The 24,348-nt window shown below is 39.7% G+C and carries 25 protein-coding genes; 9 read left to right on the forward strand and 16 right to left on the reverse strand.

Annotated elements, in window-relative coordinates; all coding sequences use genetic code 11:
• Nucleotides 1-123 precede the first annotated feature (123 nt).
• From ABE954_RS11500 to ABE954_RS11510, 3 genes are all read left to right on the forward strand, one after another.
• Complete coding sequence (locus ABE954_RS11500) at nt 124-591, forward strand: DUF1456 family protein (RefSeq protein ID WP_042843807.1); 468 nt, start codon at nt 124-126, stop codon at nt 589-591.
• Nucleotides 592-680: 89 nt separating this feature from the next.
• A complete protein-coding gene (locus tag ABE954_RS11505) occupies nt 681-1,142 on the forward strand; it encodes an antitoxin Xre-like helix-turn-helix domain-containing protein (RefSeq protein WP_048607179.1) in 462 nt (153 codons plus the stop codon).
• The gene (locus tag ABE954_RS11510; protein ID WP_166686523.1) at nt 1,139-1,600 is read left to right on the forward strand and encodes an RES family NAD+ phosphorylase; all 462 of its coding nucleotides are present in this window, start codon (nt 1,139-1,141) and stop codon (nt 1,598-1,600) included. The genes ABE954_RS11505 and ABE954_RS11510 overlap by 4 nt, the downstream gene beginning before the upstream one ends.
• Nucleotides 1,601-1,608: 8 nt before the next feature.
• On the opposite strand, the gene ABE954_RS11515 is transcribed toward ABE954_RS11510, so the two are convergent.
• The 6 genes from ABE954_RS11515 to ABE954_RS11540 all read right to left on the reverse strand — a co-directional run bounded on the left by ABE954_RS11515 (nt 1,609) and on the right by ABE954_RS11540 (nt 7,089).
• On the reverse strand, nt 1,609-2,499 hold the full coding sequence (locus ABE954_RS11515; protein ID WP_131680005.1) for a LysR family transcriptional regulator: 891 nt from the start codon (nt 2,497-2,499) through the stop codon (nt 1,609-1,611).
• A 43-nt stretch (nt 2,500-2,542) separates the two neighbouring features.
• A complete protein-coding gene (gene accA / locus ABE954_RS11520; protein WP_129465903.1) occupies nt 2,543-3,502 on the reverse strand; it encodes an acetyl-CoA carboxylase carboxyl transferase subunit alpha in 960 nt (319 codons plus the stop codon).
• A gap of 106 nt (nt 3,503-3,608) precedes the next feature.
• Nucleotides 3,609-4,031 (reverse strand): helix-turn-helix domain-containing protein, encoded by a 423-nt coding sequence (locus ABE954_RS11525; RefSeq protein ID WP_371025454.1) that lies wholly within the window; start codon nt 4,029-4,031, stop codon nt 3,609-3,611.
• Between the two features lie 56 nt (nt 4,032-4,087).
• Nucleotides 4,088-4,621: a GNAT family N-acetyltransferase gene (locus ABE954_RS11530; RefSeq protein ID WP_226619150.1), complete on the reverse strand. Its 534-nt coding sequence runs from the start codon at nt 4,619-4,621 to the stop codon at nt 4,088-4,090.
• 16 nt (nt 4,622-4,637) lie between these two features.
• A complete protein-coding gene (locus ABE954_RS11535; protein ID WP_370661193.1) occupies nt 4,638-6,065 on the reverse strand; it encodes an AMP nucleosidase in 1,428 nt (475 codons plus the stop codon).
• A gap of 115 nt (nt 6,066-6,180) precedes the next feature.
• Nucleotides 6,181-7,089 (reverse strand): AEC family transporter, encoded by a 909-nt coding sequence (locus tag ABE954_RS11540; protein ID WP_048607173.1) that lies wholly within the window; start codon nt 7,087-7,089, stop codon nt 6,181-6,183.
• A 320-nt stretch (nt 7,090-7,409) separates the two neighbouring features.
• On the opposite strand from ABE954_RS11540, the gene ABE954_RS11545 reads away from it, so the two are divergent.
• From ABE954_RS11545 to ABE954_RS11560, 4 genes are all read left to right on the forward strand, one after another.
• Complete coding sequence (locus ABE954_RS11545) at nt 7,410-8,177, forward strand: basic amino acid ABC transporter substrate-binding protein (protein ID WP_042844340.1); 768 nt, start codon at nt 7,410-7,412, stop codon at nt 8,175-8,177.
• 63 nt (nt 8,178-8,240) lie between these two features.
• Nucleotides 8,241-9,005: an amino acid ABC transporter permease gene (locus tag ABE954_RS11550; RefSeq protein WP_042843817.1), complete on the forward strand. Its 765-nt coding sequence runs from the start codon at nt 8,241-8,243 to the stop codon at nt 9,003-9,005.
• Nucleotides 8,992-9,714 (forward strand): amino acid ABC transporter ATP-binding protein, encoded by a 723-nt coding sequence (locus tag ABE954_RS11555; RefSeq protein ID WP_042843818.1) that lies wholly within the window; start codon nt 8,992-8,994, stop codon nt 9,712-9,714. The genes ABE954_RS11550 and ABE954_RS11555 overlap by 14 nt, the downstream gene beginning before the upstream one ends.
• A 109-nt stretch (nt 9,715-9,823) precedes the next feature.
• Entirely contained in the window at nt 9,824-10,363 is a 540-nt protein-coding gene (locus tag ABE954_RS11560; RefSeq protein ID WP_042843819.1) for an NADAR family protein, read from the forward strand.
• A gap of 107 nt (nt 10,364-10,470) precedes the next feature.
• Here ABE954_RS11560 and ABE954_RS11565 read toward each other — a convergent pair whose 3' ends face one another.
• Entirely contained in the window at nt 10,471-10,929 is a 459-nt protein-coding gene (locus ABE954_RS11565; RefSeq protein WP_042843820.1) for a GNAT family N-acetyltransferase, read from the reverse strand.
• Nucleotides 10,930-11,032: 103 nt separating this feature from the next.
• On the opposite strand from ABE954_RS11565, the gene ABE954_RS11570 reads away from it, so the two are divergent.
• Together ABE954_RS11570 and ABE954_RS11575 are read left to right on the forward strand one after the other, a co-directional pair.
• The gene (locus ABE954_RS11570; RefSeq protein WP_042843821.1) at nt 11,033-12,520 is read left to right on the forward strand and encodes a PLP-dependent aminotransferase family protein; all 1,488 of its coding nucleotides are present in this window, start codon (nt 11,033-11,035) and stop codon (nt 12,518-12,520) included.
• A gap of 94 nt (nt 12,521-12,614) precedes the next feature.
• The gene (locus ABE954_RS11575; RefSeq protein ID WP_166686521.1) at nt 12,615-13,196 is read left to right on the forward strand and encodes a YebB family permuted papain-like enzyme; all 582 of its coding nucleotides are present in this window, start codon (nt 12,615-12,617) and stop codon (nt 13,194-13,196) included.
• 30 nt (nt 13,197-13,226) lie between these two features.
• Here ABE954_RS11575 and ABE954_RS11580 read toward each other — a convergent pair whose 3' ends face one another.
• The 9 genes from ABE954_RS11580 to ABE954_RS11620 all read right to left on the reverse strand — a co-directional run bounded on the left by ABE954_RS11580 (nt 13,227) and on the right by ABE954_RS11620 (nt 24,344).
• Nucleotides 13,227-13,898, reverse strand: a complete 672-nt coding sequence (locus tag ABE954_RS11580; protein WP_042843824.1) for a CerR family C-terminal domain-containing protein — start codon at nt 13,896-13,898, stop codon at nt 13,227-13,229.
• Nucleotides 13,899-13,919: 21 nt separating this feature from the next.
• Nucleotides 13,920-15,185, reverse strand: coding sequence for a Xaa-Pro peptidase family protein (locus ABE954_RS11585; protein WP_131680003.1), 1,266 nt, complete (start codon nt 15,183-15,185; stop codon nt 13,920-13,922).
• Nucleotides 15,186-15,390: 205 nt separating this feature from the next.
• A complete protein-coding gene (gene yajD / locus ABE954_RS11590) occupies nt 15,391-15,738 on the reverse strand; it encodes an HNH nuclease YajD (RefSeq protein ID WP_166686520.1) in 348 nt (115 codons plus the stop codon).
• Nucleotides 15,739-15,973: 235 nt separating this feature from the next.
• Nucleotides 15,974-17,581, reverse strand: coding sequence for a GMC family oxidoreductase (locus ABE954_RS11595; RefSeq protein WP_371025455.1), 1,608 nt, complete (start codon nt 17,579-17,581; stop codon nt 15,974-15,976).
• Between the two features lie 379 nt (nt 17,582-17,960).
• On the reverse strand, nt 17,961-18,992 hold the full coding sequence (locus ABE954_RS11600; protein ID WP_042843827.1) for a methionine synthase: 1,032 nt from the start codon (nt 18,990-18,992) through the stop codon (nt 17,961-17,963).
• A gap of 28 nt (nt 18,993-19,020) precedes the next feature.
• The gene (locus ABE954_RS11605) at nt 19,021-19,998 is read right to left on the reverse strand and encodes a DUF1852 domain-containing protein (protein ID WP_129465897.1); all 978 of its coding nucleotides are present in this window, start codon (nt 19,996-19,998) and stop codon (nt 19,021-19,023) included.
• Nucleotides 19,999-20,782: 784 nt separating this feature from the next.
• Complete coding sequence (gene ahpF / locus ABE954_RS11610; RefSeq protein ID WP_042843830.1) at nt 20,783-22,357, reverse strand: alkyl hydroperoxide reductase subunit F; 1,575 nt, start codon at nt 22,355-22,357, stop codon at nt 20,783-20,785.
• Between the two features lie 113 nt (nt 22,358-22,470).
• A complete protein-coding gene (gene ahpC, locus ABE954_RS11615) occupies nt 22,471-23,034 on the reverse strand; it encodes an alkyl hydroperoxide reductase subunit C (protein ID WP_042843832.1) in 564 nt (187 codons plus the stop codon).
• Nucleotides 23,035-23,219: 185 nt separating this feature from the next.
• Nucleotides 23,220-24,344, reverse strand: coding sequence for an ABC transporter permease (locus ABE954_RS11620; RefSeq protein ID WP_162493717.1), 1,125 nt, complete (start codon nt 24,342-24,344; stop codon nt 23,220-23,222).
• Nucleotides 24,345-24,348: the final 4 nt, after the last annotated feature.

A 24,348-nucleotide genomic window follows, 5' to 3' on the forward strand; every position in this document is an offset into this window, starting at 1 on the left:
TAGCCACCTCGTCATCGCAAGTTTCTTTTCAAACAATATCTTGTCAGCGTTGTCACGGTAACCATTAATGCAAACAATATGATTGCGTTAATTAATTTTATAAATAATGGATAAAATACAACCATGCTTAATAATTATGTTTTACGTAGTATTCGCTATATGTTGGACTTGAGCGATGCTCAGATGGTTAATATCGTAAAACTAGCAGACCTCACAATTTCAAAAGAAGACATGGTGAGTTGGTTAAAGAAAGATACAGACCCTGAATACATTGAATGTAATGATAATGTAATGGGGCATTTTTTGAATGGGCTGATTTATTATCGCCGTGGTAAAGATGAAAGTCGTCCTGCACCTGAAATCGATACTCGTTTAAACAACAATATTATTCTCAAAAAATTACGTGTCGCTTTTGAACTAAAAGACACTGATATGATTGAAATTTACCAACTCGCTGACTTTCGTGTTTCAAAACCCGAACTAAATGCCATTTTTCGTAAACCTGGGCATAAAAACTACCGTGAATGCGGAGACCAGCTACTTCGTTACTTTCTAAAAGGCCTCACAACGCGTTTTCGAGGCGATAAATAGTCTTCACCAATGGCTATTTTTTAATCTTTCATTTTACACCTTACTGACAATTGTCTATAATAAACAAGACAAATGTCAGGAGGTATTCAATGAGAAACTATATTCCAGCACTCCCAACCCAACCCGCCACGCCACCTTTTAAGCCCCTATGGCGCTTTGCTGGCCTACCCGCAGAACGTGGTATCGAACTCACTCATTTCCTACGACAAGGTCTTTCCGTTACGGTGTTAGACAACATTCAAGAATGGTCTGGCATCAGCAAATCTGAATTACTCCGTATTTCAGGTATTAATGAGCGCAATGTGGCAAGGCGTAGAAATGCAGGTCAGCCACTCAATGCCGATGAAAGTGAAAGAATTGCTCGCTTAGTGCGTGTATTTGATGCCGCTGTACGCTTATTCAATGGTGATAAGTCAATGGCAAGTGATTGGTTGAATCACCCCGTGAAAGGCTTAGGACATACGCGCCCCATAGAGTTGATTGCCACGGAAAGTGGTGCTCTTGAAGTTATCGACCTTATTGGCCGCATTGAACACGGTGTTTTTTCATGATTTTATATCGTTTGATTAAATCTGACTTTGCTCATGATGCGTGGTCCGGTCAAGGTGCTAGGTTATACGGTGGGCGCTGGAACCATAAAGGTACGCCCGCTATCTACACATCAACAAGTATTTCATTAGCTGCTTTAGAAATTCTCGTTCATATAAACCAAGATACCGTGCTTAATCATTTCACTTTATTATCAATTGAGATCAACGATAGGTATGTGATGAAGCTGTCAGTAGAGCATCTCCCTGATGATTGGCAGCGTGGCCCAGCACCTACCTCTACAATGGACATAGGCACAACCTGGTTAACTAACCAAGACAGCCTAGCCTTAATTGTCCCTTCTTGTATTATTCCTTATGAATATAATGCCATTATTAACCCTATGCACCCGCAATTTCAAAAAGTGACCCAAACCATTAAGCCCCTCGACTTTGCTTTTGACCCACGATTTAACCGGTAGTAAGCTTGTTATATTTGCTGTAATAAATAATTTAAAAACGCAGCTATCTTTGGTGATAATGCACTGCGACTGGCATAAACAGCACGTAACTCAATAGGTGCAGGTTTTATATCACCAAATTCAATCAACTCAAGTACCCCTTGCTGTATTTGCTCACGACAAGCCTCTAACGATAAAATCGCGTAACCTACGCCGTTTGCCGCAGCGGCATTAGCAAGTAACCCACTGTTAACCCGATATGTGCTGTTTATTACTACTTTTTGCTGGCGGTCATGTGCATCAATAAATATCCACGGCTGCCCTTGTAAAGCGCTTAAACTTGAAATGCAAGGCACACTAGCCAAATCAGCCAATGTAGAAGGTTTCCCCGTTTTTTCAATTAGTTTTGGTGATGCGACTACCGCACTTGGCCATGATTTAATTAACCGTGAGTGATAACTACTGTCTTCGAGATGGCCCCGATGAAAAGTCAGCAATAAATCAATATCGTCACTGATAACATCTTGTGGTGTTAATTGAGTATCACAATGGATATTTAGTTGGGGATGCAATAATGCAAATTTTGCGAGTAAATCAGCCAATAATAAACTACCAGACTCACTGGGAATAGTCAGCCTCAATGTCCCTGTGAGCGCTTGAGGATGACAAATTCTCTGGACGACTTGCTCCAATTCATCTACCAGTTTTTGGCTTTGAGCAAATAATATATTACCGGCCTCGGTTAAACGCATTTGCCGCGTTGTTCGCTCAATTAATTGGCTATTTAGTTGATGTTCCAGTTGTTTAATATAACGGCTTACATTTGATGTAGGCATGGAAAGCTGCTTTGCCGCATTCACAAAATTCCCTTGAGTGGCTACCGCAATAAAAACTTTCAATAAATTCAGGTCAACCGTCATATTTCCTCCATGCTCCACAACATATGGGCCTGAACTAATAACATTAACAATAACCGAAATCCATTATTTTTTGATAACGAGAAGCGAGCAATGTGTCTATATCTAATTGAGTTAATTCAGCTAAATCGACCAATAACTGCTGCTTTAAGTGCTCGGCTGCCAATGTATAGTCACGGTGTGCCCCTCCCATTGGCTCAGGTATAATTGTATCGATAATTCCGAGGTCTTTTAATCTAGGAGCTGTCATCCCCATCACTTCCGCGGCTATTTGGGCTTTTTGTGCATCTTTCCATAAAATAGATGCGCACCCTTCCGGTGATATTGCTGCATAAGTACTGTATTCCAGCATATTTATTCTGTCCCCTACACCTATCCCTAATGCACCACCTGAACAGCCTTCCCCTGTTATCACACAAATGATCGGTGTTTTTAAACGAGACATTTCGATAATATTACGGGCAATAGCTTCAGCTTGCCCTCGTTCTTCCGCACCAACACCCGGATAGGCCCCTGCTGAATCAATGAAAATAATGACGGGTAAATGAAAGCGTTCCGCCATTTTCATTAAACGCAATGCTTTTCGATACCCCTCTGGTGAGGGCATTCCAAAGTTGCGCATCACTTTTTCTTTCGTTGTACGTCCTTTTTGTTGGCCAATAACCATCACAGGCTTACCGTCTAAACGCGCAAGCCCGCCTACCATTGCTTTATCATCAGCAAATGCGCGATCACCTGCAAGCTCTTGAAACTCAGTAAATATTAATGGGATATAATCTAAGGTATAAGGCCTTAATGGGTGCCTAGCTAACTGAACAACCTCCCATGCACCAAGTGATGAAAATATTGTTTTAGTCAATGAGAGGCTTTTTTTCTTTAATAATTGGATTTCTTCATCGAGTTTAATTTCAGATGGGTGGCCTTTTTGTTTAAAGGCGATCAAAGCTGCTATTTTTTCGTTAAGTTCAATAATCGGTTTTTCAAACGCCAAAAAATGAGTTGTCATAATTTCCCTAAAATCGTTATTACAATTTTAGCAGTGTAATCAGATTGGCCATCCCATTCTATGCTTGAAATTAGGATTCATTATTATCAAAAGTGGGATAATATAATCAGGGTCCTTTTTTCTTTAACTGGTTTAATTTTAAACGACTTGCCATAATCTTTTGGAAGTTAGGGCATAAAAAATGATTCTCTTCAGGGCAATTAGCAATATGTAAAATACCATTTTTTAAAACTGACAGACTTTGCAGGGTTTGTTCAATCTCATCCGCTTTTGCCAGTAAACTTTCTCGTTCAATTATAGGGCCCCCTTTATGGTTTAGCATTTCAGCTATTTCTTCAAGTGAGAACTTTGCCTCCTGCCCTAGCGAAATCAAAGATAAACGGGTTATAACTTCTTTGCCATGATAAACCCGTTTTAGCCCTTTTCTGCCTATCGGTTTAATTAACCCTCTTTCCTCATAATAACGAAGTGTAGAGGGTGCCAAACCTGATAACTGGCTAACTTGGGAAATATCTAGCTCATCATACATAAAATAATAACCCGTTATGCAATAAAAATTCATGATTAAATAACTACATCAACTAGTTATGCAACATCTAATTCCTGGCGTAATAATACCGTAATGCAACCGTTCATAAATATTTCACGGTCGACAACATAGCCTACTTTTTCAGCAACACGCAAAGACGCTATATTTCTCGGCTCAATAAAACAAATTGATTGCTTATGTTTTTTTTGTTTTTTTAACCACATTAGAGCGGCGCTCATCGCCTCGCTTGCATAACCTTGACCTTGAAATTCAGGTGCTATTACCCAACCAGCTTCAGGGACACCTTTAACTTTAGGCTCAACCATGCGGTGAAAATCAGCAAAGCCTAAATCCCCTATATACTGCCTCGTGTTTTTTTCGCGCACAGCCCAATAACCAAACCCCAGTAATGGCCACAGCCCTCCATACGCAAGCATTCTCATCCACGATTCACGCTCTGAAGATGGAACGCCACCAATATGGCGTACCATAGATTCTGTTGCCCATAACTTGGTCAGTGCAGGAAAGTCACTTACCTGATGTTTGGATAAAATCAACCTATCCGTTTCAATTTCTGGTATCAAATTCATAGATGGCATCTCCTTGCTATCTAAATGGCGGTTCATCAAAAGTTCTTAATTTCCTAGAATGTAATTTATCCCCTTCTTGCCTTAATAAATCAATAGCACGAATACCTATTTGTAAGTGTTCGGATATCGCTCCTTCATAAAAACTATTGGCTTGTCCCGGTAATTTAATTTCACCATGCAGAGGTTTATCTGAAACGCAAAGCAGTGTGCCATAAGGTACTCGGAAACGATAACCTTGCGCTGCGATTGTTGCACTTTCCATATCCACCGCGACCGCACGGCTTAAACTAAACCGACGTGCGGTTGCAAAAAAACGCAGTTCCCAGTTTCTATCATCTGTGGTAACTACCGTTCCAGTACGTAGCCGCTGTTTGACCAACTCACCAGGCATATTACTTACCTGTTTTGTTGCATCATAAAGAGCACGCTGAACCTCTGCGATACTTGGAATAGGAATATCTGGCGGTAATACATCATCTAAAATATGGTCATCACGTAAATAAGCATGAGCTAACACATAATCACCAATTTTTTGGCTTTCTCGTAAACCACCACAATGACCAATCATTAGCCAGGTATGTGGCCTTAATACAGCAAGGTGATCACAAATGTTTTTTGCATTTGAAGGGCCAACGCCAATATTCACTAATGTGATACCAGAGCCATCTTTTGCAATCAGATGGTATGCAGGCATTTGGAACTTTTTCCATGTTAAATCGGAAGTTGCAATTTGTGGGTCTGCATTTTCATCCGTTAAATAATTATGACCAACACAAGACAAAGCAATATAGCGGCTTTCAGGGTCTCGAATTTGTTCGCATGCCCAGCTCACAAATTCATCCACATAACGGTTATAGTTCGTAAATAAAATATAAGGTTGGACGTGCTCAGGCGGTGTACCCGTGTAATGTTTTAAGCGCGCTAACGAGAAATCTACCCGCAACGCATCAAAATGCGATAATGGCATTTCATCAGTTATTGGGTTTAAACCATCCGTAATATCGTCACTAATATGTGATAAGTCTGTAATCGGAAAATGTGCAGCAAGACGACTGCTCATACTACGGTCTAGGACTAAATCTGAACCATCAATCACAAATGGGTAGGGAATTTCTGTTTTGGATGGGCGAACCGTAAAAGATACATCATAGTCTTGTTGTAAAATAGAAAGCTGCTCAACTAAATAAGCCCGAAATAGTTCTGGTTGAGTTATCGTGACAGTATAATTACCGCGTTTAACAAAGCGTGCATAAGCACGTGTTTTTTCACAGTGATCAACTTCCCCTAACCATGTTACGCATAGCTCTGGGTAGGCAAATAAACCATTTTCCCGTTCAGCATTTTCAGGTATGCGGCCATCTTTAACATAAATAGCGATTGCATCTCGTAATGAATCAATTGCATTTGTATATAACAATGAAAGTTTATCCAATACCTCTTCAATTGATAAATTTTCATATTTCTGACATTTATCCAAAGACACACACAACTCCTTATCAGACGAAGTAATCTCCCGATAACATAGTGTATGGAGGCTAAGGTTGCAAAATATATCGCTGTTATTGTATGGCTAATGACAGAACTAGTGGCAAGGTAAAAACCGCCATCACAGTTTGTAATGTAATAATACCTGCCATTAATTGGCTATCACCATTCAATTGCCTAGTCAGAATATAAGCTGTTGGCGCAGTTGGAATAGCAAAAAAAATAACTAATAAAAGAGTTTCAAATTCAGGTAAGGAAAATAAATATGCGATTGATACCGCCAATACTGGCATCGCTAATAAACGTATCAATGTTGAGATAATCAAAGGCTGGAATTCTCTTCTTAAGGTTGCCGTTTGCAAAGCGCCCCCAATGCATATCAACCCTAATGGTAAACTGGACGCCGCCAATAATTTTAATAATTGGCCAGACCCAAATGGCAAACCAATAGGGGATAAATTCAATAGAATACCGACCAAACAAGAGATAATTAATGGGTTTTTAATGATCGGGAATAAAATTTGCTTTATCGATATTTTCTCACCTGATGTTAGGGAAAGTACCGCAATCACATTACAACTAGGGACAAGAATTGCCATTATTACCGCAGCAATTGCAACCCCTTCTTGACCAAATAAATCAGCTATTATTGCCAAGCCTAAGTAGGTGTTAAAACGCGTGATCCCTTGAATATAAGCACCGAAGCGCGGAACCGTAATTTTGAATAAATATTTACATAGCAAAACTAAAAATGAACTTGCCCCTAAGATACAGAATATTGCACTGGCAAGGAAAGTTAATTTAGGGTTATCTAGCGGTGCACTGGCCAAACTATTAATCAACAATGCAGGGAATAGGATAAAATAGTTAAGTTTTTCAGCACTCGGCCAGAAATCATTAGAAAATAAACTTGTACGACGTAAGATAAACCCAATTGCTATTAACGCAAATAAGGGCCATAACACCAATAAAATCTTTTCCATGATAAGTTAATTTATTCAATGAGCTAGCTAAACATGGCAGAAGCTTATCGTTAATGCAATGTTATGGTTAGGTAAAAAAAGCGGTATTGTGAATATCCGTTTTTGTAAGAAGGTTTTTTCATTAAAACTAGAAATACCTCACATTTCTTATTCTTAAATAGTTTTATTTTCTCCGCTAATCTCACTGACAACACAAAACGGTATCCCTCCGCATTATTCAACCTCATATCACAGTACTAATTTATAAATATTGTTTGCTTACAACCTAAAGTTTATGTATTTTTATGCACTATAATTGCATAAATAAAGAGGCTGTAATGATGTTTAAAAAATTAGTTTTTGCGGGATGCCTGACACTCGCGGCTTTTTCAGGGAATGTTTACGCTAAAGAAAGTTATACGGTCGGTGCTGGTGGTACATACCGCCCTTTTGAATTTGAAAATAGCCAAAAACAACTGGAAGGTTTTGATATCGATATTATTAAAGCTATAGCGGAAGTTGAAGGTTTTGATGTGAAGTTAATCAATACCCCTTGGGAAGGTATTTTTGCAACTTTATCCTCAGGTGATCGGGACATTTTAATTTCCGGTATCACTATCACAGATAAACGTAAAAATATGGTCGATTTTTCCAACCCTTATTTCCCAGCAGAACAAGCTATCGTTATCAGCGAGTCCTCCAATGTGACTGACCTGAACAGCTTAAAAGATCTCAATGTTGGCGTGGTCAATTCCAGTACGGGGGACATTGTAGTCTCTGAAGTTATTGGCAAAAATAGTACCTCAATCAAACGGTTTGATAATACCCCTCTTCTACTACAAGAACTATTTGAAGATGGTATTGATGCAGCAGTCGGCGATGTGGGTGTGATTAAGTTTTATATCAAAACACACCCAGAGAAAAAATTTAAGCTGATCTACGATAACCATTTTGAAAAACAATATTTCGGTATTGCGGTGGCTAAAGGTAATAGTGAATTACAACAAAAAATCAATAATGGTTTAAACAAAATTGTTGAGAACGGAACTTATAACAAAATTTACCAAAAATGGTTTGATGAGAACGTTCCGCAACTACCAAAACAATAATAGTAGAATTTAAAGCCATCGTTGGGTGGCTTTTTCGCGATATAAATCAGGGTGATAATTAAGATGTCTGCGTTTCGTTGGGAAATAATCGAAGAATATGCCCCTTTGTTTGCCGAAGGCGCTATGATGACTATCAAAGCAACCATCATATGCGTTATTTTAGGCTCACTTTGGGGATTAACATTAGGTTTAGGAAGAACAGCTAAGGCTGAACAAGGGATCTGGAAACCTGTTTTACACTATTTCGTTCAATGGCCTGTCCGTTTCTATGTAAGTGCATTTCGTGGCACACCTCTGTTTGTACAAATAATGGTCGTCCATTTTGCCTTAGTACCGCTTTTTATTAACCCACGTGATGGCTTATTAGTCACATCAGGGATTATGTCCATCGATACTGCGCGTATGTTACGCTCTGATTACGGTGCATTTTTATCATGTGTAATCGCAATTACGCTAAACTCAGGAGCTTACGTCTCTGAAATATTCAGAGCCGGTATTCAATCCATTGATAAAGGGCAAATGGAAGCCTCTCGAGCGCTTGGTATGAGCTGGGCTAAAACAATGCGAAAAGTTATCTTGCCTCAAGCTTTCCGCAGGATCCTTCCGCCATTAGGGAATAATGCCATTGCAATCGTTAAGGATTCATCCCTTGCATCAGCTATCGGTTTAGCCGACCTTGCTTATGCAGCAAGAACCGTTTCCGGTGCTTACGCAACCTATTGGGAACCGTATTTAACCATATCAGTAATTTATTGGATGCTGACATTTATACTTGCTCAGCTTGTGCAATATATGGAAAAAAGGTTGGGCAGAAGTGATTTACGTTAATGATTTACAAAAAAAATTTGGTAATACCCATGTATTACGAGGCATTTCATGTGAAGTTCAACCACAAGAAGTTATTTGTATCATTGGGCCTTCAGGCTCAGGGAAAAGTACCTTTTTACGTTGCTTAAATGCATTAGAACGCCCTGATGGCGGCGAAATAAAAGTTAATGGGTTTAACGTCCATGACCCTAAAACTGATTTAAATAAAATGCGTGAAAATATAGGTATGGTTTTTCAGCGTTTTAATTTATTCCCTCATATGACCGTACTTGAAAACCTGATGATGGCGCCGACATTGGTCAAAGGACTAAAAAAGGATCAGGCACTTAAGCAAGCTGAGCAACTACTCGCCAAGGTTGGGTTATTAGACAAAATTGATGCATGGCCTGCGAGTTTATCTGGTGGGCAACAACAACGAGTAGCTATAGCTCGCGCCTTAGCCATGCAACCGTCAATTTTATTATTTGATGAACCCACCTCAGCGCTTGACCCTGAGCTAGTGGGAGAAGTTCTAGCAGTCATGAAAACTTTAGCCAATGAAGGAATGACGATGGTTATCGTTACTCATGAAATGGGGTTTGCACGGGAAGTTGCTGACCGCGTTATCTTTATCGATCAAGGCATCATCCAAGAACAAGGTAGCCCTGAACAAATTTTCAACTCCCCGACAAACCCACGTACTGCAGAATTTTTAAGTAAGGTACTCTAGGCATCACGCCTGCTTATAATTGACTAAGCAGGCTATTCCGATAGTCAGGGTTACCTGTGATAGATAAGCTAAGCTAAGCATATTATTCTTAGCTAAAGCTGACTAACTTATGGATATAAAAACTCTTTGTAATCAATTTCGCTCAGGCAAAAAATATAAATATGTTTTTTTCTGGGGCCACCAAACAAAACAAAATCACATAACCAAAAGCTGTTTTAGCCAATGGTACCCTTCCCCATTTATTGTTGATGGTCATCGATTTGCAAGTGCTGAACATTTTATGATGGCGGAAAAAGCACGCTTATTTGGTGATACAGAAACCCTAAATAAAATTATTCATGCACCAAATCCAGGTGCGGCTAAAGCTTTTGGTCGCGAAGTCCGTGGGTTTAAACAAGATGTCTGGGATAAAAACCGTTTTGAGATCGTGGTTGCCGCTAATATGGCAAAATTTTCACAAAATGAAGAACTAAAGCAATTTTTACTTTCTACAAATGAGCGAATACTCGTAGAAGCCAGCCCCGTTGATAAAGTTTGGGGAATTGGGTTAGCTGAAGATAGTGAAAATATCGAAAATCCTCTAACGTGGAAAGGGTTAAATTTACTGGGTTTCGCATTGATGGAAGTACGTTCCCAATTAGCTGATTAACTCAGTTTATTTTTGCATGCTCTCTGATTGAGATGAAAAACCCGTTGTTGCCAAACAACGGGTCAGCAAATAATTAACTGAAATGTAGGATATTCGGCGGCTATTTATTACAAGGCCATTCTGTATTCAATCACGCCGGGCTTTTCTGCCACCCAGTTATACAATTTTTGACCGGGTAAGTTAGTTTCTTGCGTATGCCAATAAAGACGACCACATTGTTTTTCTTTAGCTTGCTGATGTACAAACTCGATTAACTGTTTCCCAACATGACGACCTCGCATTTCAGGTGTCACATATAAATCCTCTAAATAACAAAAATCATTTTCAGCCCAAGTTGACCGGTGATATAAATAATTCACAAAACCAACAACTTTTCCTTCTTCCAGTGCTACAGCACAATACATCGGCTCATTAGCATCAAAGAAGCGCTCCCACGCTTTTAACGTCACCTCTTCTTTTAAATCCACTTTGTAGAATTTTTGATATTCTAGCCAATAAACTAACCACTCAGGGTAATGTTCTGGCGCGACAAAATCGACTGTGACTGGTAATGCTGTTTTATTCATAATAACCCTTCCATCTATTAATTTATAACTTAGTGGGGTTATAGTACATACCAATCTGGTGCTGTATAAGATACACTTTTGTTATTTAAATAGGGTCCACTTTATGCGCCGTAAGCAGCAAGCTCCATTTCCCCTTCTTTTACTTAAAGAGGGTTACATTAAAGAAAATGTTTACCACACAATCCGTGATGCAATTCTGGATGGGCGTATTAATACAGGTATTAAACTTCCCTCAACTAGAGCACTTGCGGAAATGATGTCAATTTCTAGAAATTCTGTGATTGCAGGATTCGATAGGTTAATTGATGAAGGCTATTTGTATACCAAGAAAGGGTCTGGCACTTATGTTTCAGCGAAGATCCCAGACGAATTAGTTAGAACAACAAGTAAGCCTCAAATTATTAATTGCCCTGAATACAATGCACTTAATCTGAACCCTATTATCAGCACACTAGAAAGCTTATGGGATAAATCACGCCCGAATACAAACACACACCAAATGTTTAATATTGGTATTGGCTGTGTAGACCAATTTCCACATGAACTTTGGGGGCGTTTACTGGGCCGTGTTTGGCGTAAATCTAAGTCTGCAATCCCTCATTTTAACCATCCCGATGGTTATATGCCGTTAAAAAAACTGGTGGCTGACTATGTTCGCTCAACGCGTGGAGTCCACTGTAATGAAAATCAAATTATTATTGTCAACGGTACCCAGCAAGCCATTAATTTAGTTTCCAAAGTTCTATTAAAACAAGGTGATACTGTTTGGTTAGATGACCCTGGTTATGATAGTGCAAGGGCAATACTCACCGCAACAGGGGCTAAAATCGCCGCTATTCCTTCAGATCAGGAGGGAATGGATATCACTTATGCTGCAAAACAATATAGCCATGCAAAATTAATTTACACCACGCCCTCACACCAATTTCCACTAGGAACAACGTTAAGTTTACCTCGGCGCTTGGCATTGCTAGATTGGGCACAACAAAATAATGCATGGATTTTCGAAGATGACTATAACAGTGAGTTTCGTTTTTCATCTAAACCAATTCAAGCATTACAAGGACTGGATAATCACCAACGTGTAATTTATGCAGGCACATTCTCTAAAATGATGTATCCCGGATTCCGTTTAGGCTTTTTAGTTGTCCCAGAAATACTGAGCGAACCTTTTACAATGATGAAATATTACAGTGATAGTCATTGTGGCTACCTAGAGCAAGCGGCCTTAGCTCAGTTTATTCAAGAGGGGCATTATGCACGTCATGTTAGGAAAATACGCAAAATATGTCATGACAGGCAAAACGCATTCCTCAGCGCAATCAACTTATACTTGCCCCATTTATTTGACGTACAAATGACAGACTCTGGTATTCACACTGTTTGCTGGGTCAAAGCAGGTTACGATATTCGGATAATCCTTGAACAATGCCAGCAATTAGGCTTTGGTGCACAACCGTTATCTCGTTATTGTATTGAAAGCCGCAACCACAATGCGATTCTCTTTGGATATGCCGCTCATAATGAAAATGACATCATAAGTAGTGTAAAACGGCTCAGCGAAAAACTAACGAACCTATACCCAACCTAAACAATGGTTATTTTAAGCTTTTATCTGATAGCTTGATTTCTACGAACCATTATAAATGTACCTTAATGACATTATATTTCATTGAGGTAAATTGATGACGACAATAAATTATCCCCATAAATTCGAAGTTGGTGATATTGTATTTACCAGTATCGGAACAGAGTTGTTTCGCCAGATAGCCTCTGCTTCACAATGCTGGAGCAACCATGTCGGCATGATTGTAGGCCATGATGGAGATGACTATTTAATCGCTGAAAGCCGTGTTCCACTATCAACCACAACTACCTTATCCCGTTTTATTTCTCGGTCATCTGATAAGCGCTATAGTGTACGGCGACTCAGACAGTCATTGACCCAAGAACAGAAAAAAGCGTTAGTCGCACAAGTACCACCACGTTTAAATAAATTTTACCATACGGGGTTTAATTATGATTCTTCGAGGCAATTTTGTTCAAAATTCGTGTTTGATATATACCAATCAGCGTTATCTATCCAAATTGGCGAAATTGAAACCTTTGAAGCTTTATTAACCAAAAACCCAAAAGCCAAATTAAATTTTTGGAAATTATGGTTTATTGGACACATCCCTTGGGAACGTACAACCGTTACTCCAGCGAGTTTATGGCATCACCCTGAATTATCACTAGTGTACCGTAGCCATCAAGATATCCATTAAAACACCATGTGGAAAGCTATATTCGCCATATTAGTTTTGTATAGAGATAAGAAATGCGTTGCTCGTCATTAAACAAATTTGCTGCATAATTTGTGCTAACAACGCATCATCTATTTGTTCGCGCTCTAATCGCTTGAGTAATGGCTTGCGTGCAACAACAAAGCCTAATACTTGACCGATTAATGTATGGGCGCGAATAATTGCAGTTTGCTCATCAACCGAATGAGCCAATTGAACGAGGCTAGATAACCTAATATGAAAAGGCTCAATAAAATCACGATAAATAACATCATAATTTTCTGTCGGTTCTAACTGCTCCCGAAGGATCAATACTGAGTAATATTCATGTTCAGGTAATAGTAATGCATTACCCAATCCTTTAATCAATAAACATGCCAATTGATTTATTTGCTCATTTTCCACAACAGACTGTGTTTTTATCTTTGCCATCTGATCATCAAATAGCTGAATATTACTCGCTTGGGATAAATCAGCGGCTATTTTTTGGATAACAGCGGTATAAACGCCCAATTTCCCGCCCATATGATACGGAATTGCAGACTGGTTAACTCCTGCATTTTCAGCTAGTTGTCGCGTCCTTACACCATTAATACCATGAAGAGCAAACTGTTTAATCCCTTCATTGATTAACTTTTCTTTGGTTGACTCAGAAGAAAGTGTATTTTTATTGGTTTCAGTCATATCCCGCTGTTATTCCATCTATTAATTATCTGCCCGCATAAGATAAGTTGAATTATGATTCAGTTCAATACCCTGACTTTGACCAACGACGACAGTTCCGCCCAAATTACATAAATGGTAACCAAATGCGCAATTAGGTTCAAAGGCAAATGTCATACCTGCTTTTAACACCAGCTCACGACCAGGGTTCGGTAAACGCTCTAATTGGCGATACTTTTGTGCAATAGGTAAAGACTCGATACCCGGCGCAGTACCAAAACCAATTGGCCCATATGGGTTAATACTGTGGATCAACGGGTGAACATGCCATCCTTTTGATTTTAAAAGAGGCTGTTCCATTTTATCGACCACTTCCCCAAAAGTGACACCTTCTTTCAGATTTTCAACGCCTATTTCATAGCATTCCCGTGCGACGGCCGCAGCCTTTTCGAGGTTAGGGTGAATTTTCCCTACAGCGACTGCGGCTTGGTGTTGTGTTTCATACATCCCATACAGTGCAAATATTTCACTCAAGACAATATCACCTTGCTCAATTTTACGCGGTGGCTGTGAACGATATTGCCAAGCAGGTTGCCCCCAACCAATATACTCAGGGCCAGAACCCATTAAAATTTCGGCAGTAAACCCGCCCATGGACAAACACTTGGCTGTCACTGCTGCGGCAATATCGGCTTCTGAGTGACCGACCAACGCAGTTGCGCGCATTGATTCACTCATTGCTTCACCAATCATCGCAGCATATCTTACATGCTCTAATTCTTCGGCACTTTTCACTGAAGCTAACTGGAAAAAATGTTTATACACAGGCACAAAATTAAGTTGAGGTAAGCGTTCTTTGATACCTGTTAACGTGTTATAAGGCATCGCCCCATCAAAATAAAATGGGGGATAAGGTTCCAAACCCACCACACCGATATTCGCATTGGCTGATACCCCTAAATCAACAAATATTTGTGCAATATTTCGCCCTGTTTTACCCACAATAATCTGCTCTGGCGAGATCCATTGTACATCGCCCCGCATCTGCGCTTGCATATGGTCAGCCACCATCATTGGCGCAAATGTCACCACCAGCGGTGCTTTATCTTGATGAAAAATCACGACGGAACCTAAGCGGTCATTAGTAAAGTAGTGGTCAATACAAAAAGGTGCTGGCGCAGCTGACTCCCTATCCCCATAAATCATTAAGACTTCTAGGTCATTTAACTGCATGATTTTCCTTGCTATCCCCCACCTTCTATCACGTTCTTCAAAAGAAAAGGGGCTTGGAACAGTTATTGTATTCATCATCATCTCTCTTTATATTTAATTCATTTGAATGAATTAAATATAAGCCTGAGTAATCCCCTTTGTCAAACAATCATATGAACATATCGTGCGGATCAGGGAATTAAAAAATGGGTATTTAGTGAGGCATTAACGATAGCAAATACACTCAGATAAATGTATTTGCTATCATTGATTAACTATAAGCGCAGTTTTACGACTAAAATTATTTCTTTTTATTTAACATTGATTTTAAATCTGCAAAGGGATTGTAAGTCGCGGCTTCAATATCATCTTGCGCATCCTCCCCTGCGACCACGCGTGTACCGTACTGGTCAGCTTCCGTATACTTGGAGTGTTCATGATCATGACAAAACAGACACAATAATTCCCAATTACTACCATCTTCTGGGTTATTGGTGTGGTCATGGTCGATATGATGAACCGTTAATTCGCGTAAATTTGAATACACAAACTCCCGAGTACATCGCCCACATATCCACGGGTAAATTTTAAGTGCTTTCTCACGGTAGCCGCTTTCCAAGCGCGCATAGTTTTTTGGGATCACTGCCATTGCCAATGTTACCTATAATAAAAAACAACTTTACGATGATTTCTTTAATATACCCTATCTGGGAACAAAAGGAGAAATGCAAAAAGTAGAATTTTAATCAACTGATCAACGTGCCTGACATATAGAACCACATTAAACACCAGTTACCTATGTCTTGTGTAGCTCAGGTGTTTTTTGATACCCCCCAAAAGTCAGCTGCTGAGACTACCCTCAGCAGACATAACAATAATAAAATTTATTTTCTATCCTCAATAATCATTGCTGCTGCACGCTCTGCAATCATTATCGTTGGCGCATTCGTATTACCACTTGGGATCTCTGGTATGACAGAGCAATCCACCACCCGTAAATTCTTAATACCATGAACCCTTAAACGTAAATCTGTTACCGAATTTGTTGTTTCTGTTCCCATGCGGCAAGTTCCCACGGGGTGATAAACCGTTTTACAAAAATTACGGACAAACTCTTCTAACTGCCGTTCATCATCATATACCGCCGCAGGAGGCATCAAAATATCTTTGCTTACCGCTTGCAATGACGGTGAATTGAGCACTTCTAAACCAAATTTAACTGCTCGTTTGCAACCTTCCATATCTTCAGGCGAAGCAAGATAATTTGCATGAATTTTTAACGGGGCGAGAGGGTCACGACTACGCAATAAAACTTCACCACGGGATTTGGGTTGAAGATACCCCACTTTCAATGTAAAACCGTGAGTCGCTGGTAATGGCTCACCAGGAACATCATCCCAGCTATCCAATATAGGAAGAAAATGGATTTGTACATCAGGGCGCCCTTGGTTACAACTGTCTTTAAACGCAGCACCTTCTAATACATTAGAGGCTAATAGCCCACTACGAAAGACCATCCATTCCAGTCCATGTTTAATCGCATTTAGCCCTTGGTCCGCACCAAATAAGCTAATTGGTTGTTTGGTTGTCACGTTAATTGACATATGCAAATGGTCATGAAAATTTTTGCCAACAGGCAGATTTGCAACGGTATCAATACCCAGACTGGAAAGATGTTCTTCTGGCCCAATGCCTGACAACATCAATAGTTTTGCTGACCCCATCGCGCCTGAACAAATAAGAACTTCATTTGTTGCAAACGCTTCTATTTCATGTCCACTTTTCCCTTGATAAGCAACACCAACAGCACAGCCATTACGGATAATAATGCGGTTAACTTGTGCATTCAGTTTTAGCGTGAGTTTTTCGCTATTTTCCACCGATTTTAAATATGTTTTTGAAGTGCTTGCTCTTTCACCATTGTGGGTTGTCGTTTGGTAAAAACCAGTACCCTGCTGGCTTCCCCCATTGAGGTCATTAACATAAGGTAATCCATGTTCTTGTGACGCACGAATAAATGCCATCGATAGTGGGTGCCGGTACCTGTTCTCACTCACAGGGAGAGGCCCTTCGGTTCCATGATACTCACCTGTCAGGCTTTCGTTACGTTCCGCTTTTTTAAACCACGGGAGCACATCATCGTAACCCCAACCTTCGCAACCATAATTTTGAGCCCAATTATCGTAATCTTGTTTTTGGCCGCGGATATAAATCATGCCATTTACAGAGCTACTTCCCCCAAGAACTTTCCCTTGAGCAATCTGCATTTTACGGTTGTTAGCATGAGCTTCCGGTTCGGTTTCGTAAGGCCAGCTTTTTTGTGCAATAATTTTAGCCACGCATGCTGGCATACGAATAAACATGTGGTTATCACTTCCTCCAGCTTCGAGAAGTAATACCCTAGCTTGAATGTTCTGAATCAATCGAGCAGCAAGAACACATCCCGCAGAGCCCGCACCGACAATAATATAGTCATATTTTTCTGTATTCATTTCCGATCCACCACCCAAAAGATTAACAATGCATTCCCATTAATTTAACAATAGCGCTTTTAATTTGTTAATGTATGAATAATATTTAGTTAATGTGATTTAAATCAAAAATAATTTCCTACTTTAACTATTTAAAGGGATATTAATTAGTGGCTATATATGGTGTTTTTTACGGATGAATTGACGGTAAATTGACGATAACCAAAACGTCATTAACCCTTTATTAATAGGTTAACATTTAATTAGTCATCCAACGGTGATAGGGAAGAAATGTCATTTAACTCTAATTGTATTAAAGAAGCTTCTTATAGGTAAGAAGCTTCTTTAACATGTGATGATAAGAAATAAACCTATTACAAAACTAGGGGATTTAGCGCAACTACTTCGTTGAAAGCTCTCTACGGATGATTTCTGCTCCGGCACTTAACGCATTGAGTTTACCGCTAGCCACTTGACGAGATAATGGAGCCATACCACAGTTTGTCGAAGGGTAAAGTTTATCTGCATCAACAAACTCAAGGGCTTTACGTAATGTGTTCGCAACCTCTTCAGGGGTTTCTATCGTATTTGTTGCCACATCAATGGCCCCTACCATCACTTTTTTACCACGGATCAGTTCGATCAAATCCATAGGAACACGTGAGTTATGACACTCTAAAGAAATGATGTCGATATTCGAAGTTTGCAGTTTAGGAAATGCTTCTTCATACTGCCGCCACTCTGTTCCCAACGATTTTTTCCAATCTGTGTTGGCTTTAATGCCATAGCCATAACAGATATGAACAGCAGTTTCACATTTTAGCCCTTCAATAGCTCTTTCTAATGCCGCTATTCCCCAATCATTAACTTCATCAAAGAAAACATTAAAAGCGGGTTCATCAAACTGGATAATATCAACCCCTGCCGCCTCAAGCTCTTTTGCTTCTTGATTGAGGATTTTAGCAAATTCCCAAGCCAGTTTTTCACGACTTTTATAGTGGTTATCGTACAGCGTGTCGATCATCGTCATCGGGCCTGGCAGAGCCCATTTAATCGGTTGGTTAGTTAACTGACGTAAAAATTTGGCATCTTCCACAAAGACAGGTTTTTGGCGCGCAACGGCACCAACAACGGTAGGAACACTTGCCTCATAACGGTCACGAATTTTAACCACCTGACGTTTCTCAAAATCAACGCCGCTAAGGTGTTCAATAAATGTCGTCACAAAATGCTGGCGTGTTTGCTCACCATCGCTAACAATATCAATCCCTGCCCGTAGCTGATCGTCCAAAGATAAACGAAGCGCGTCTTGTTTTCCCTCAATTAATTCATCATTCTGTAATTTCCAAGGAGACCAAAGTTTCTCCGGTTCAGCAAGCCATGAAGGTTTCGGTAAGCTACCTGCAGTGGATGTTGGTAATAATATTTTCATAATAATTGACCTTAAATTTTTAAATTAATCAAAGCACGCAGTTAGCAGACCATTTCTCTAGAATATGTTTGTAGGGTTCAATAAAGTGTTCTTCGGTATATTTCCCCTGCTCAATAGCCAGTCGGCTACGTTCTTCGCGGTCATAAACAATTTTTGTTAATGAATAATCTTGGTTCGTCAAACTCGGTTGATAGCATTGCCCTGCGACAGAGTTCGCATTATAAATTTCAGGGCGATAAATTTTCTGGAATGTTTCCATCGTGCTGATTGTGCCAATCAACTCAATATTGCTGTAATCATTCAGCAAATCCCCCGTAAAATAAAAGGCCAACGGTGCAACACTATTTTTCGGCATGAAATAGCGAACCTGTAATCCCATTTTTTTAAAATATTTATCCGTTAATGAGCTACCATTTTGCTGATATTCTATCCCTAATACCGGGTGTTGATTTCCTGTACGGTGGTAAATGTCTTTATTTGATACACTTAAACATATCACTGGCGCCTTGTTAAAGCGCGCTTTATACTCATTTGAATTTACAAAATATTTAAAGATGTTCCCATGCAAATCACCAAAATTTTCGGGAAGGCTAAAGTTTGTTTGGTTTTTATTATGGTCTAGCAATAGAACACTGAAATCATAGTCACGGACATAAGACGAAAAGTTATTTCCGACAAGTCCTTCTATCTTTTTACCCGTTTTTTTATCAATAATATTAGTTCTTAGTATTTCAATAACAGGAAAAGTATTGGCACTTTTTTCAACGCTCATCTCTACCGAAATAATTTCAATTTCGATTGAATAACGGTCACTTTTTGGGTTATCCCAATACGCTAGTGTATTAAAACGATTATTCATCATCACCAGCGTGTTACGTAAATTTTCTTGACGGTTTTCCCCTCTCGCTAAATTAGCAAAGTTGGTCGTAATGCGAGTATTTTCCGAAGGGTTATAATTCTCGTCGAAAACACTGCTTTTAATCTTAAAGGTAAAATCTTTATTCATCGTGTTTGTTGCATCCTAAGCGCCAAGATGGAAACGGAGCCTCGCTTTTAAAATCACGTTTCCATTTATCAATATTTATGTTGTCAATAAGTTAATGATTTTGAATAACCTAATTTATGCCAGAGCCGATGAATGAGTTAAAGCGACTTAATTTCATTTGGAACATGAGTTATCTTCATGATCAAAAGATCAGCATATAAAGACTGGAATATAAAGTGTTAATCGTGGTATCCAGAAAATGATTAGCTTTTGATTTTGTTGATAATTAACATCTAAGAACTGCTCCACATTTATAAAATTTATTTTGATAAGAAACTTTATAATGTCGGAAGATACCCCCTTTTCCAGCGAGGTAATATCAAATTTTGCCATACCTCTTTGTAATTTTAACCATCACGACACCTTTAGTAGAACGCTCGCCTTTGAAGATTTATCTACCTCTACGTGATGATAATGATGATGGGTCACAATTCTCTGGTGTAATCTACTGCTGAAATGACGAAAACTTCGATGTGTGTGATGAAGCTATAGAATATCATCATCAATAATTTTCTCGGTGCTGTTGTTCGAAACTCTATCTTTTGTTGAAAATACCTCATTTGTTAAGCAAATGTAAATTGAGTTAACTAATTGATTTAAATGGATTTAGTCAATGGTTGATGTCCACACTTGAACACTTTTAGGCACTTTTGAGCCTTTTTTGTACAGATTATGCACAAAAAAAAAGGCACTCGCCCCCGAGTGCCTTTTGACTACAACTCACTGAATATAAAGTAAATTATACCTATTCAGCGGTTCTGGTACTTGTGCGGATTAGGTAATCAAATGCGCTAAGTGCGGCTTTTGCCCCTTCTCCGGCTGAAATAATAATTTGCTTATAAGGTACTGTTGTACAGTCCCCCGCGGCAAAAATACCTTTAACACTCGTTTCGTTACGTGCGTCGATTTCAATTTCACCCATACGGTTTCTTGCGATGGTATCTCCCAACCAATTGGTGTTGGGTAATAAACCGATTTGTACGAATGCCCCTGCAACCTCAAGTAAATGAACGCTATCATCTGTACGGTCTTTATACTCAAGACCCGTCATTTTGCTACCATCACCTTTAACCTCTAAGGTTTGTGCATTCAAAATAATATCGACATTACTTAAACTGCGGACTTTTTCTTGTAACACAGAATCCGCTTTCAGTTCTGGTGCAAATTCAAGCACAGTAACATGGTCAACGACTCCCGCTAAATCGATAGCCGCTTCAATTCCTGAATTACCACCACCAATTACCGCTACACGTTTACCTTTAAACAATGGACCATCGCAATGTGGGCAGAATGTAACGCCTTTAGTGCGGTACTCTTGTTCCCCAGGAACACCCATGTTTCTCCAGCGAGCCCCCGTAGAAATAATGATGCTGCGTGATTTTAAGATACCACCTGATGCTGTCTCAATTTGGTGTAAACCACCTTCCTCTGCTGCGGGTATCAATTTCGCTACCGATTGACCATCAATGACATCAACATCATAACTATCGACATGATTTTTTAACGCGCCCGCAAAAATTGCCCCTTCGGTTTTAATCACTGAAATATAATTTTCAATATCAACGGTATCCATTACTTGGCCGCCAAAACGCTCACCGATCACCCCAGTACGGATCCCTTTACGAGCAGTATAAATTGCAGCTGAAGCACCCGCAGGGCCACTGCCAATTACCAGTACTTCAAATGGCTTACGTTCTGTCAGTGATTTTGCTGCGCGTGCATCCGAGTTGGTATCAACCTTGCTAACAATCTCACTTAATGTCATACGCCCTTGGCCAAACTCTTTTCCATTAAGGAAAACCGCAGGAACGCCCATTACATTACGCTCGTCAATTTCGTTTTGAAAAAGCGCACCGTCAATCGCGGTATGGCTAACATTGGGGTTCAATACAGCCATTAAATTCAGTGCTTGAACAACATCAGGGCAGTTATGGCATGATAACGAGTAATAAGTCTCAAAATGAAACTCACCTTCTAGGCCTTTAACTTGTTCCAATAACTCTTGTGCTTCTTTCGATGGATGACCACCAATTTGCAATAATGCCAGCACAAGAGAGGTAAATTCATGTCCCAGTGGCGAACCTGCAAAACGCAAGCCACTATCTATTCCTGGGTTAGTAATTAAAAAAGAAGGTGTTCTTATCGCGTCGTTGCGTTCTTCACGCACACTGACTTTATCTGATAGTGATGCGATTTGTTCTAACAGCTGTTTGATTTCATTTGATTTTTGGCTGTCATCTATATTAGCAACTAATTCAACGGGTTTAGTTAAACGTTCTAAGTAGGCTTTTAATTGTGCCTGTAAATTATTGTCGAGCATGTAATCCCCTTTAATTTTAATCATAAAATCGGGTACATATACCCGTCCATGCTTCAAGTTGCAGGCCTAAACACCTGCAACTTGAATAGTTTTTTTATTAATCTAGAAACTAATTAGATTTTGCCAACTAAGTCTAAAGACGGAGACAGTGTCGCATCACCTTCTTTCCATTTCGCTGGGCAAACTTCACCTGGATGGCTAGCTACGTATTGCGCAGCTTTAACTTTACGCAGTAAATCTGAAGCATCACGGCCAATACCTTCAGCAGTGATTTCAATTGCTTGAATGATACCTTGTGGGTCAACAACAAACGTACCACGGTCTGCTAGACCTTCATTCTCACGCATATTTTCAAAGTTACGAGTTAATGCGCCAGTTGGGTCACCGATCATGGCATATTTAATTTTGCCAATAGTGTCTGAGCTTGCATGCCATGCTTTATGTGTAAAGTGGGTATCAGTAGATACAGAGAAAATCTCAACACCTAATTTTTGGAATTCTTCGTAATGGTCAGCAATATCGCCTAATTCCGTTGGGCAAACGAAAGTAAAGTCAGCTGGATAGAAGAAGAAAACACTCCATTTACCTTCAACGTCTTTTTCAGAAACTTCGATAAATTGACCGTCTTTGAATGCTTGGTTAGTAAAAGGTTTGATTTGAGTATTAATTAATGACATATGATGTTCTCCTGTTTGGTTGCCTATTAAGTTACTGTTTTACAGCAATTAAATCCAATCAGTACCCACTATCGATTTGATAGGTATAACCTAACCATTGTCATGTAATTAATAGGTACGACATTAAAACGCTTACTGAACTCTTCAGCAAGCGTTTTGTTGTTAGGAAGGTATTTTTTCTATGATTATGCCATCGTGGCAATAGTTTTGCGGAAGCGGAACAATGCAAGTGTAAAGAAAACACTCCCAATGACGATTAAAATAACAAATTGCGGCCAAACTATTTGGAAACCTGCACCACGATACAAAATAGCTTGCGCAAGGCTAACAAAGTGAGTTGTTGGCATAGTTTGCATAATATCTTGCACTAATTGAGGCATACTCTCACGTGCCGTCATTCCCCCAGAAAGCATATTTAAAGGTAATAAAACTAAAATCATCAATAGACCGAACTGAGGCATGGACCTTGCGATAGTTCCCATAAAAATCCCGATTGACGTCGTCGCAAATAAACTCAGCGCAACCCCTCCCATAAAGAGCAATATAGACCCCTCAATAGGGACTTGCAGCAAGGTTTTAACCACCAGCAACAATGAAACACCCGATGCAATCAGTACCACCAGCCCCATGGACCATATTTTCGACATCATGATTTCAAATGGCGTCAACGGCATCACCATCAAGTGCTCTACTGTGCCATGCTCCCGTTCACGGATTAACGCAGCCCCAGTCAAGACAATAGACAACATCGTGATATTGTTGATAATCGCCATTACGGAACCGAACCACGATTGCGTCAAATTAGGGTTAAAACGCATCCTCACTTCTAAGTCTACTGGCAAGCTTGCATTACTTCGATACTTTGCTAAAAACTCGTTGACCTCTCCTAATGTAATATTTTGGATATAGCTATTTCCTAAAAAAGCTTGGCTCATCCGTGTTGCATCAATATTAACTTGGATTTCAGGTTGTCGCCCTGCAAGAACATCTTTTTGAAAATTAGGCGGAATATCGAGTGCGAAGGTGTATGAACCTCTATTTAATAAACCGTCAATTTGGTCAGGTGTAATATCTGCCGGGGGTAAAAAATACGGGGCATAAAAGCTGTTGATGATCCGATTCGATAACTGTGAGCGGTCTTGATCGGCTATCGCAATAGGCGCGTTATGTAACGAACCCGGCGTAACCGTTGCCGATGAATAAATCGAAACGGTAAACGCAAAGACGATCAATGCAAGCATCGCTTTATCTCGGCCTAAGCTGCGTAACTCTTTAACCCCTAGGTTGATGATATTTTGTATTTTACGCATCATA

Source organism: Providencia sp. TYF-12, from assembly GCF_041344805.1.
Taxonomy (GTDB): Bacteria; Pseudomonadota; Gammaproteobacteria; order Enterobacterales; family Enterobacteriaceae; genus Providencia; species Providencia huashanensis.

Excerpts from the sequence above, each read along its gene's own strand:
- ABE954_RS11545 (WP_042844340.1), top strand. The coding sequence starts at position 7,410 with ATGTTTAAAAAATTAGTTTTTGCGGGATGCCTGACACTCGCGGCTTTT.
- ABE954_RS11565 (WP_042843820.1), bottom strand. The coding sequence starts at position 10,929 with ATGAATAAAACAGCATTACCAGTCACAGTCGATTTTGTCGCGCCAGAA.
- ABE954_RS11525 (WP_371025454.1), bottom strand. The coding sequence starts at position 4,031 with ATGTATGATGAGCTAGATATTTCCCAAGTTAGCCAGTTATCAGGTTTG.
- ABE954_RS11605 (WP_129465897.1), bottom strand. The coding sequence starts at position 19,998 with ATGAATAAAGATTTTACCTTTAAGATTAAAAGCAGTGTTTTCGACGAG.
- ABE954_RS11560 (WP_042843819.1), top strand. The coding sequence starts at position 9,824 with ATGGATATAAAAACTCTTTGTAATCAATTTCGCTCAGGCAAAAAATAT.
- ABE954_RS11575 (WP_166686521.1), top strand. The coding sequence starts at position 12,615 with ATGACGACAATAAATTATCCCCATAAATTCGAAGTTGGTGATATTGTA.
- ahpC (WP_042843832.1), bottom strand. The coding sequence starts at position 23,034 with ATGTCATTAATTAATACTCAAATCAAACCTTTTACTAACCAAGCATTC.
- ABE954_RS11540 (WP_048607173.1), bottom strand. The coding sequence starts at position 7,089 with ATGGAAAAGATTTTATTGGTGTTATGGCCCTTATTTGCGTTAATAGCA.
- ABE954_RS11595 (WP_371025455.1), bottom strand. The coding sequence starts at position 17,581 with ATGAATACAGAAAAATATGACTATATTATTGTCGGTGCGGGCTCTGCG.
- ABE954_RS11620 (WP_162493717.1), bottom strand. The coding sequence starts at position 24,344 with ATGCGTAAAATACAAAATATCATCAACCTAGGGGTTAAAGAGTTACGC.
- ABE954_RS11515 (WP_131680005.1), bottom strand. The coding sequence starts at position 2,499 with ATGACGGTTGACCTGAATTTATTGAAAGTTTTTATTGCGGTAGCCACT.
- ABE954_RS11585 (WP_131680003.1), bottom strand. The coding sequence starts at position 15,185 with ATGAATACAATAACTGTTCCAAGCCCCTTTTCTTTTGAAGAACGTGAT.
- ABE954_RS11570 (WP_042843821.1), top strand. The coding sequence starts at position 11,033 with ATGCGCCGTAAGCAGCAAGCTCCATTTCCCCTTCTTTTACTTAAAGAG.
- yajD (WP_166686520.1), bottom strand. The coding sequence starts at position 15,738 with ATGGCAGTGATCCCAAAAAACTATGCGCGCTTGGAAAGCGGCTACCGT.
- ABE954_RS11580 (WP_042843824.1), bottom strand. The coding sequence starts at position 13,898 with ATGACTGAAACCAATAAAAATACACTTTCTTCTGAGTCAACCAAAGAA.
- ABE954_RS11550 (WP_042843817.1), top strand. The coding sequence starts at position 8,241 with ATGTCTGCGTTTCGTTGGGAAATAATCGAAGAATATGCCCCTTTGTTT.
- ABE954_RS11530 (WP_226619150.1), bottom strand. The coding sequence starts at position 4,621 with ATGAATTTGATACCAGAAATTGAAACGGATAGGTTGATTTTATCCAAA.
- ABE954_RS11505 (WP_048607179.1), top strand. The coding sequence starts at position 681 with ATGAGAAACTATATTCCAGCACTCCCAACCCAACCCGCCACGCCACCT.
- ahpF (WP_042843830.1), bottom strand. The coding sequence starts at position 22,357 with ATGCTCGACAATAATTTACAGGCACAATTAAAAGCCTACTTAGAACGT.
- ABE954_RS11600 (WP_042843827.1), bottom strand. The coding sequence starts at position 18,992 with ATGAAAATATTATTACCAACATCCACTGCAGGTAGCTTACCGAAACCT.
- ABE954_RS11500 (WP_042843807.1), top strand. The coding sequence starts at position 124 with ATGCTTAATAATTATGTTTTACGTAGTATTCGCTATATGTTGGACTTG.
- accA (WP_129465903.1), bottom strand. The coding sequence starts at position 3,502 with ATGACAACTCATTTTTTGGCGTTTGAAAAACCGATTATTGAACTTAAC.
- ABE954_RS11510 (WP_166686523.1), top strand. The coding sequence starts at position 1,139 with ATGATTTTATATCGTTTGATTAAATCTGACTTTGCTCATGATGCGTGG.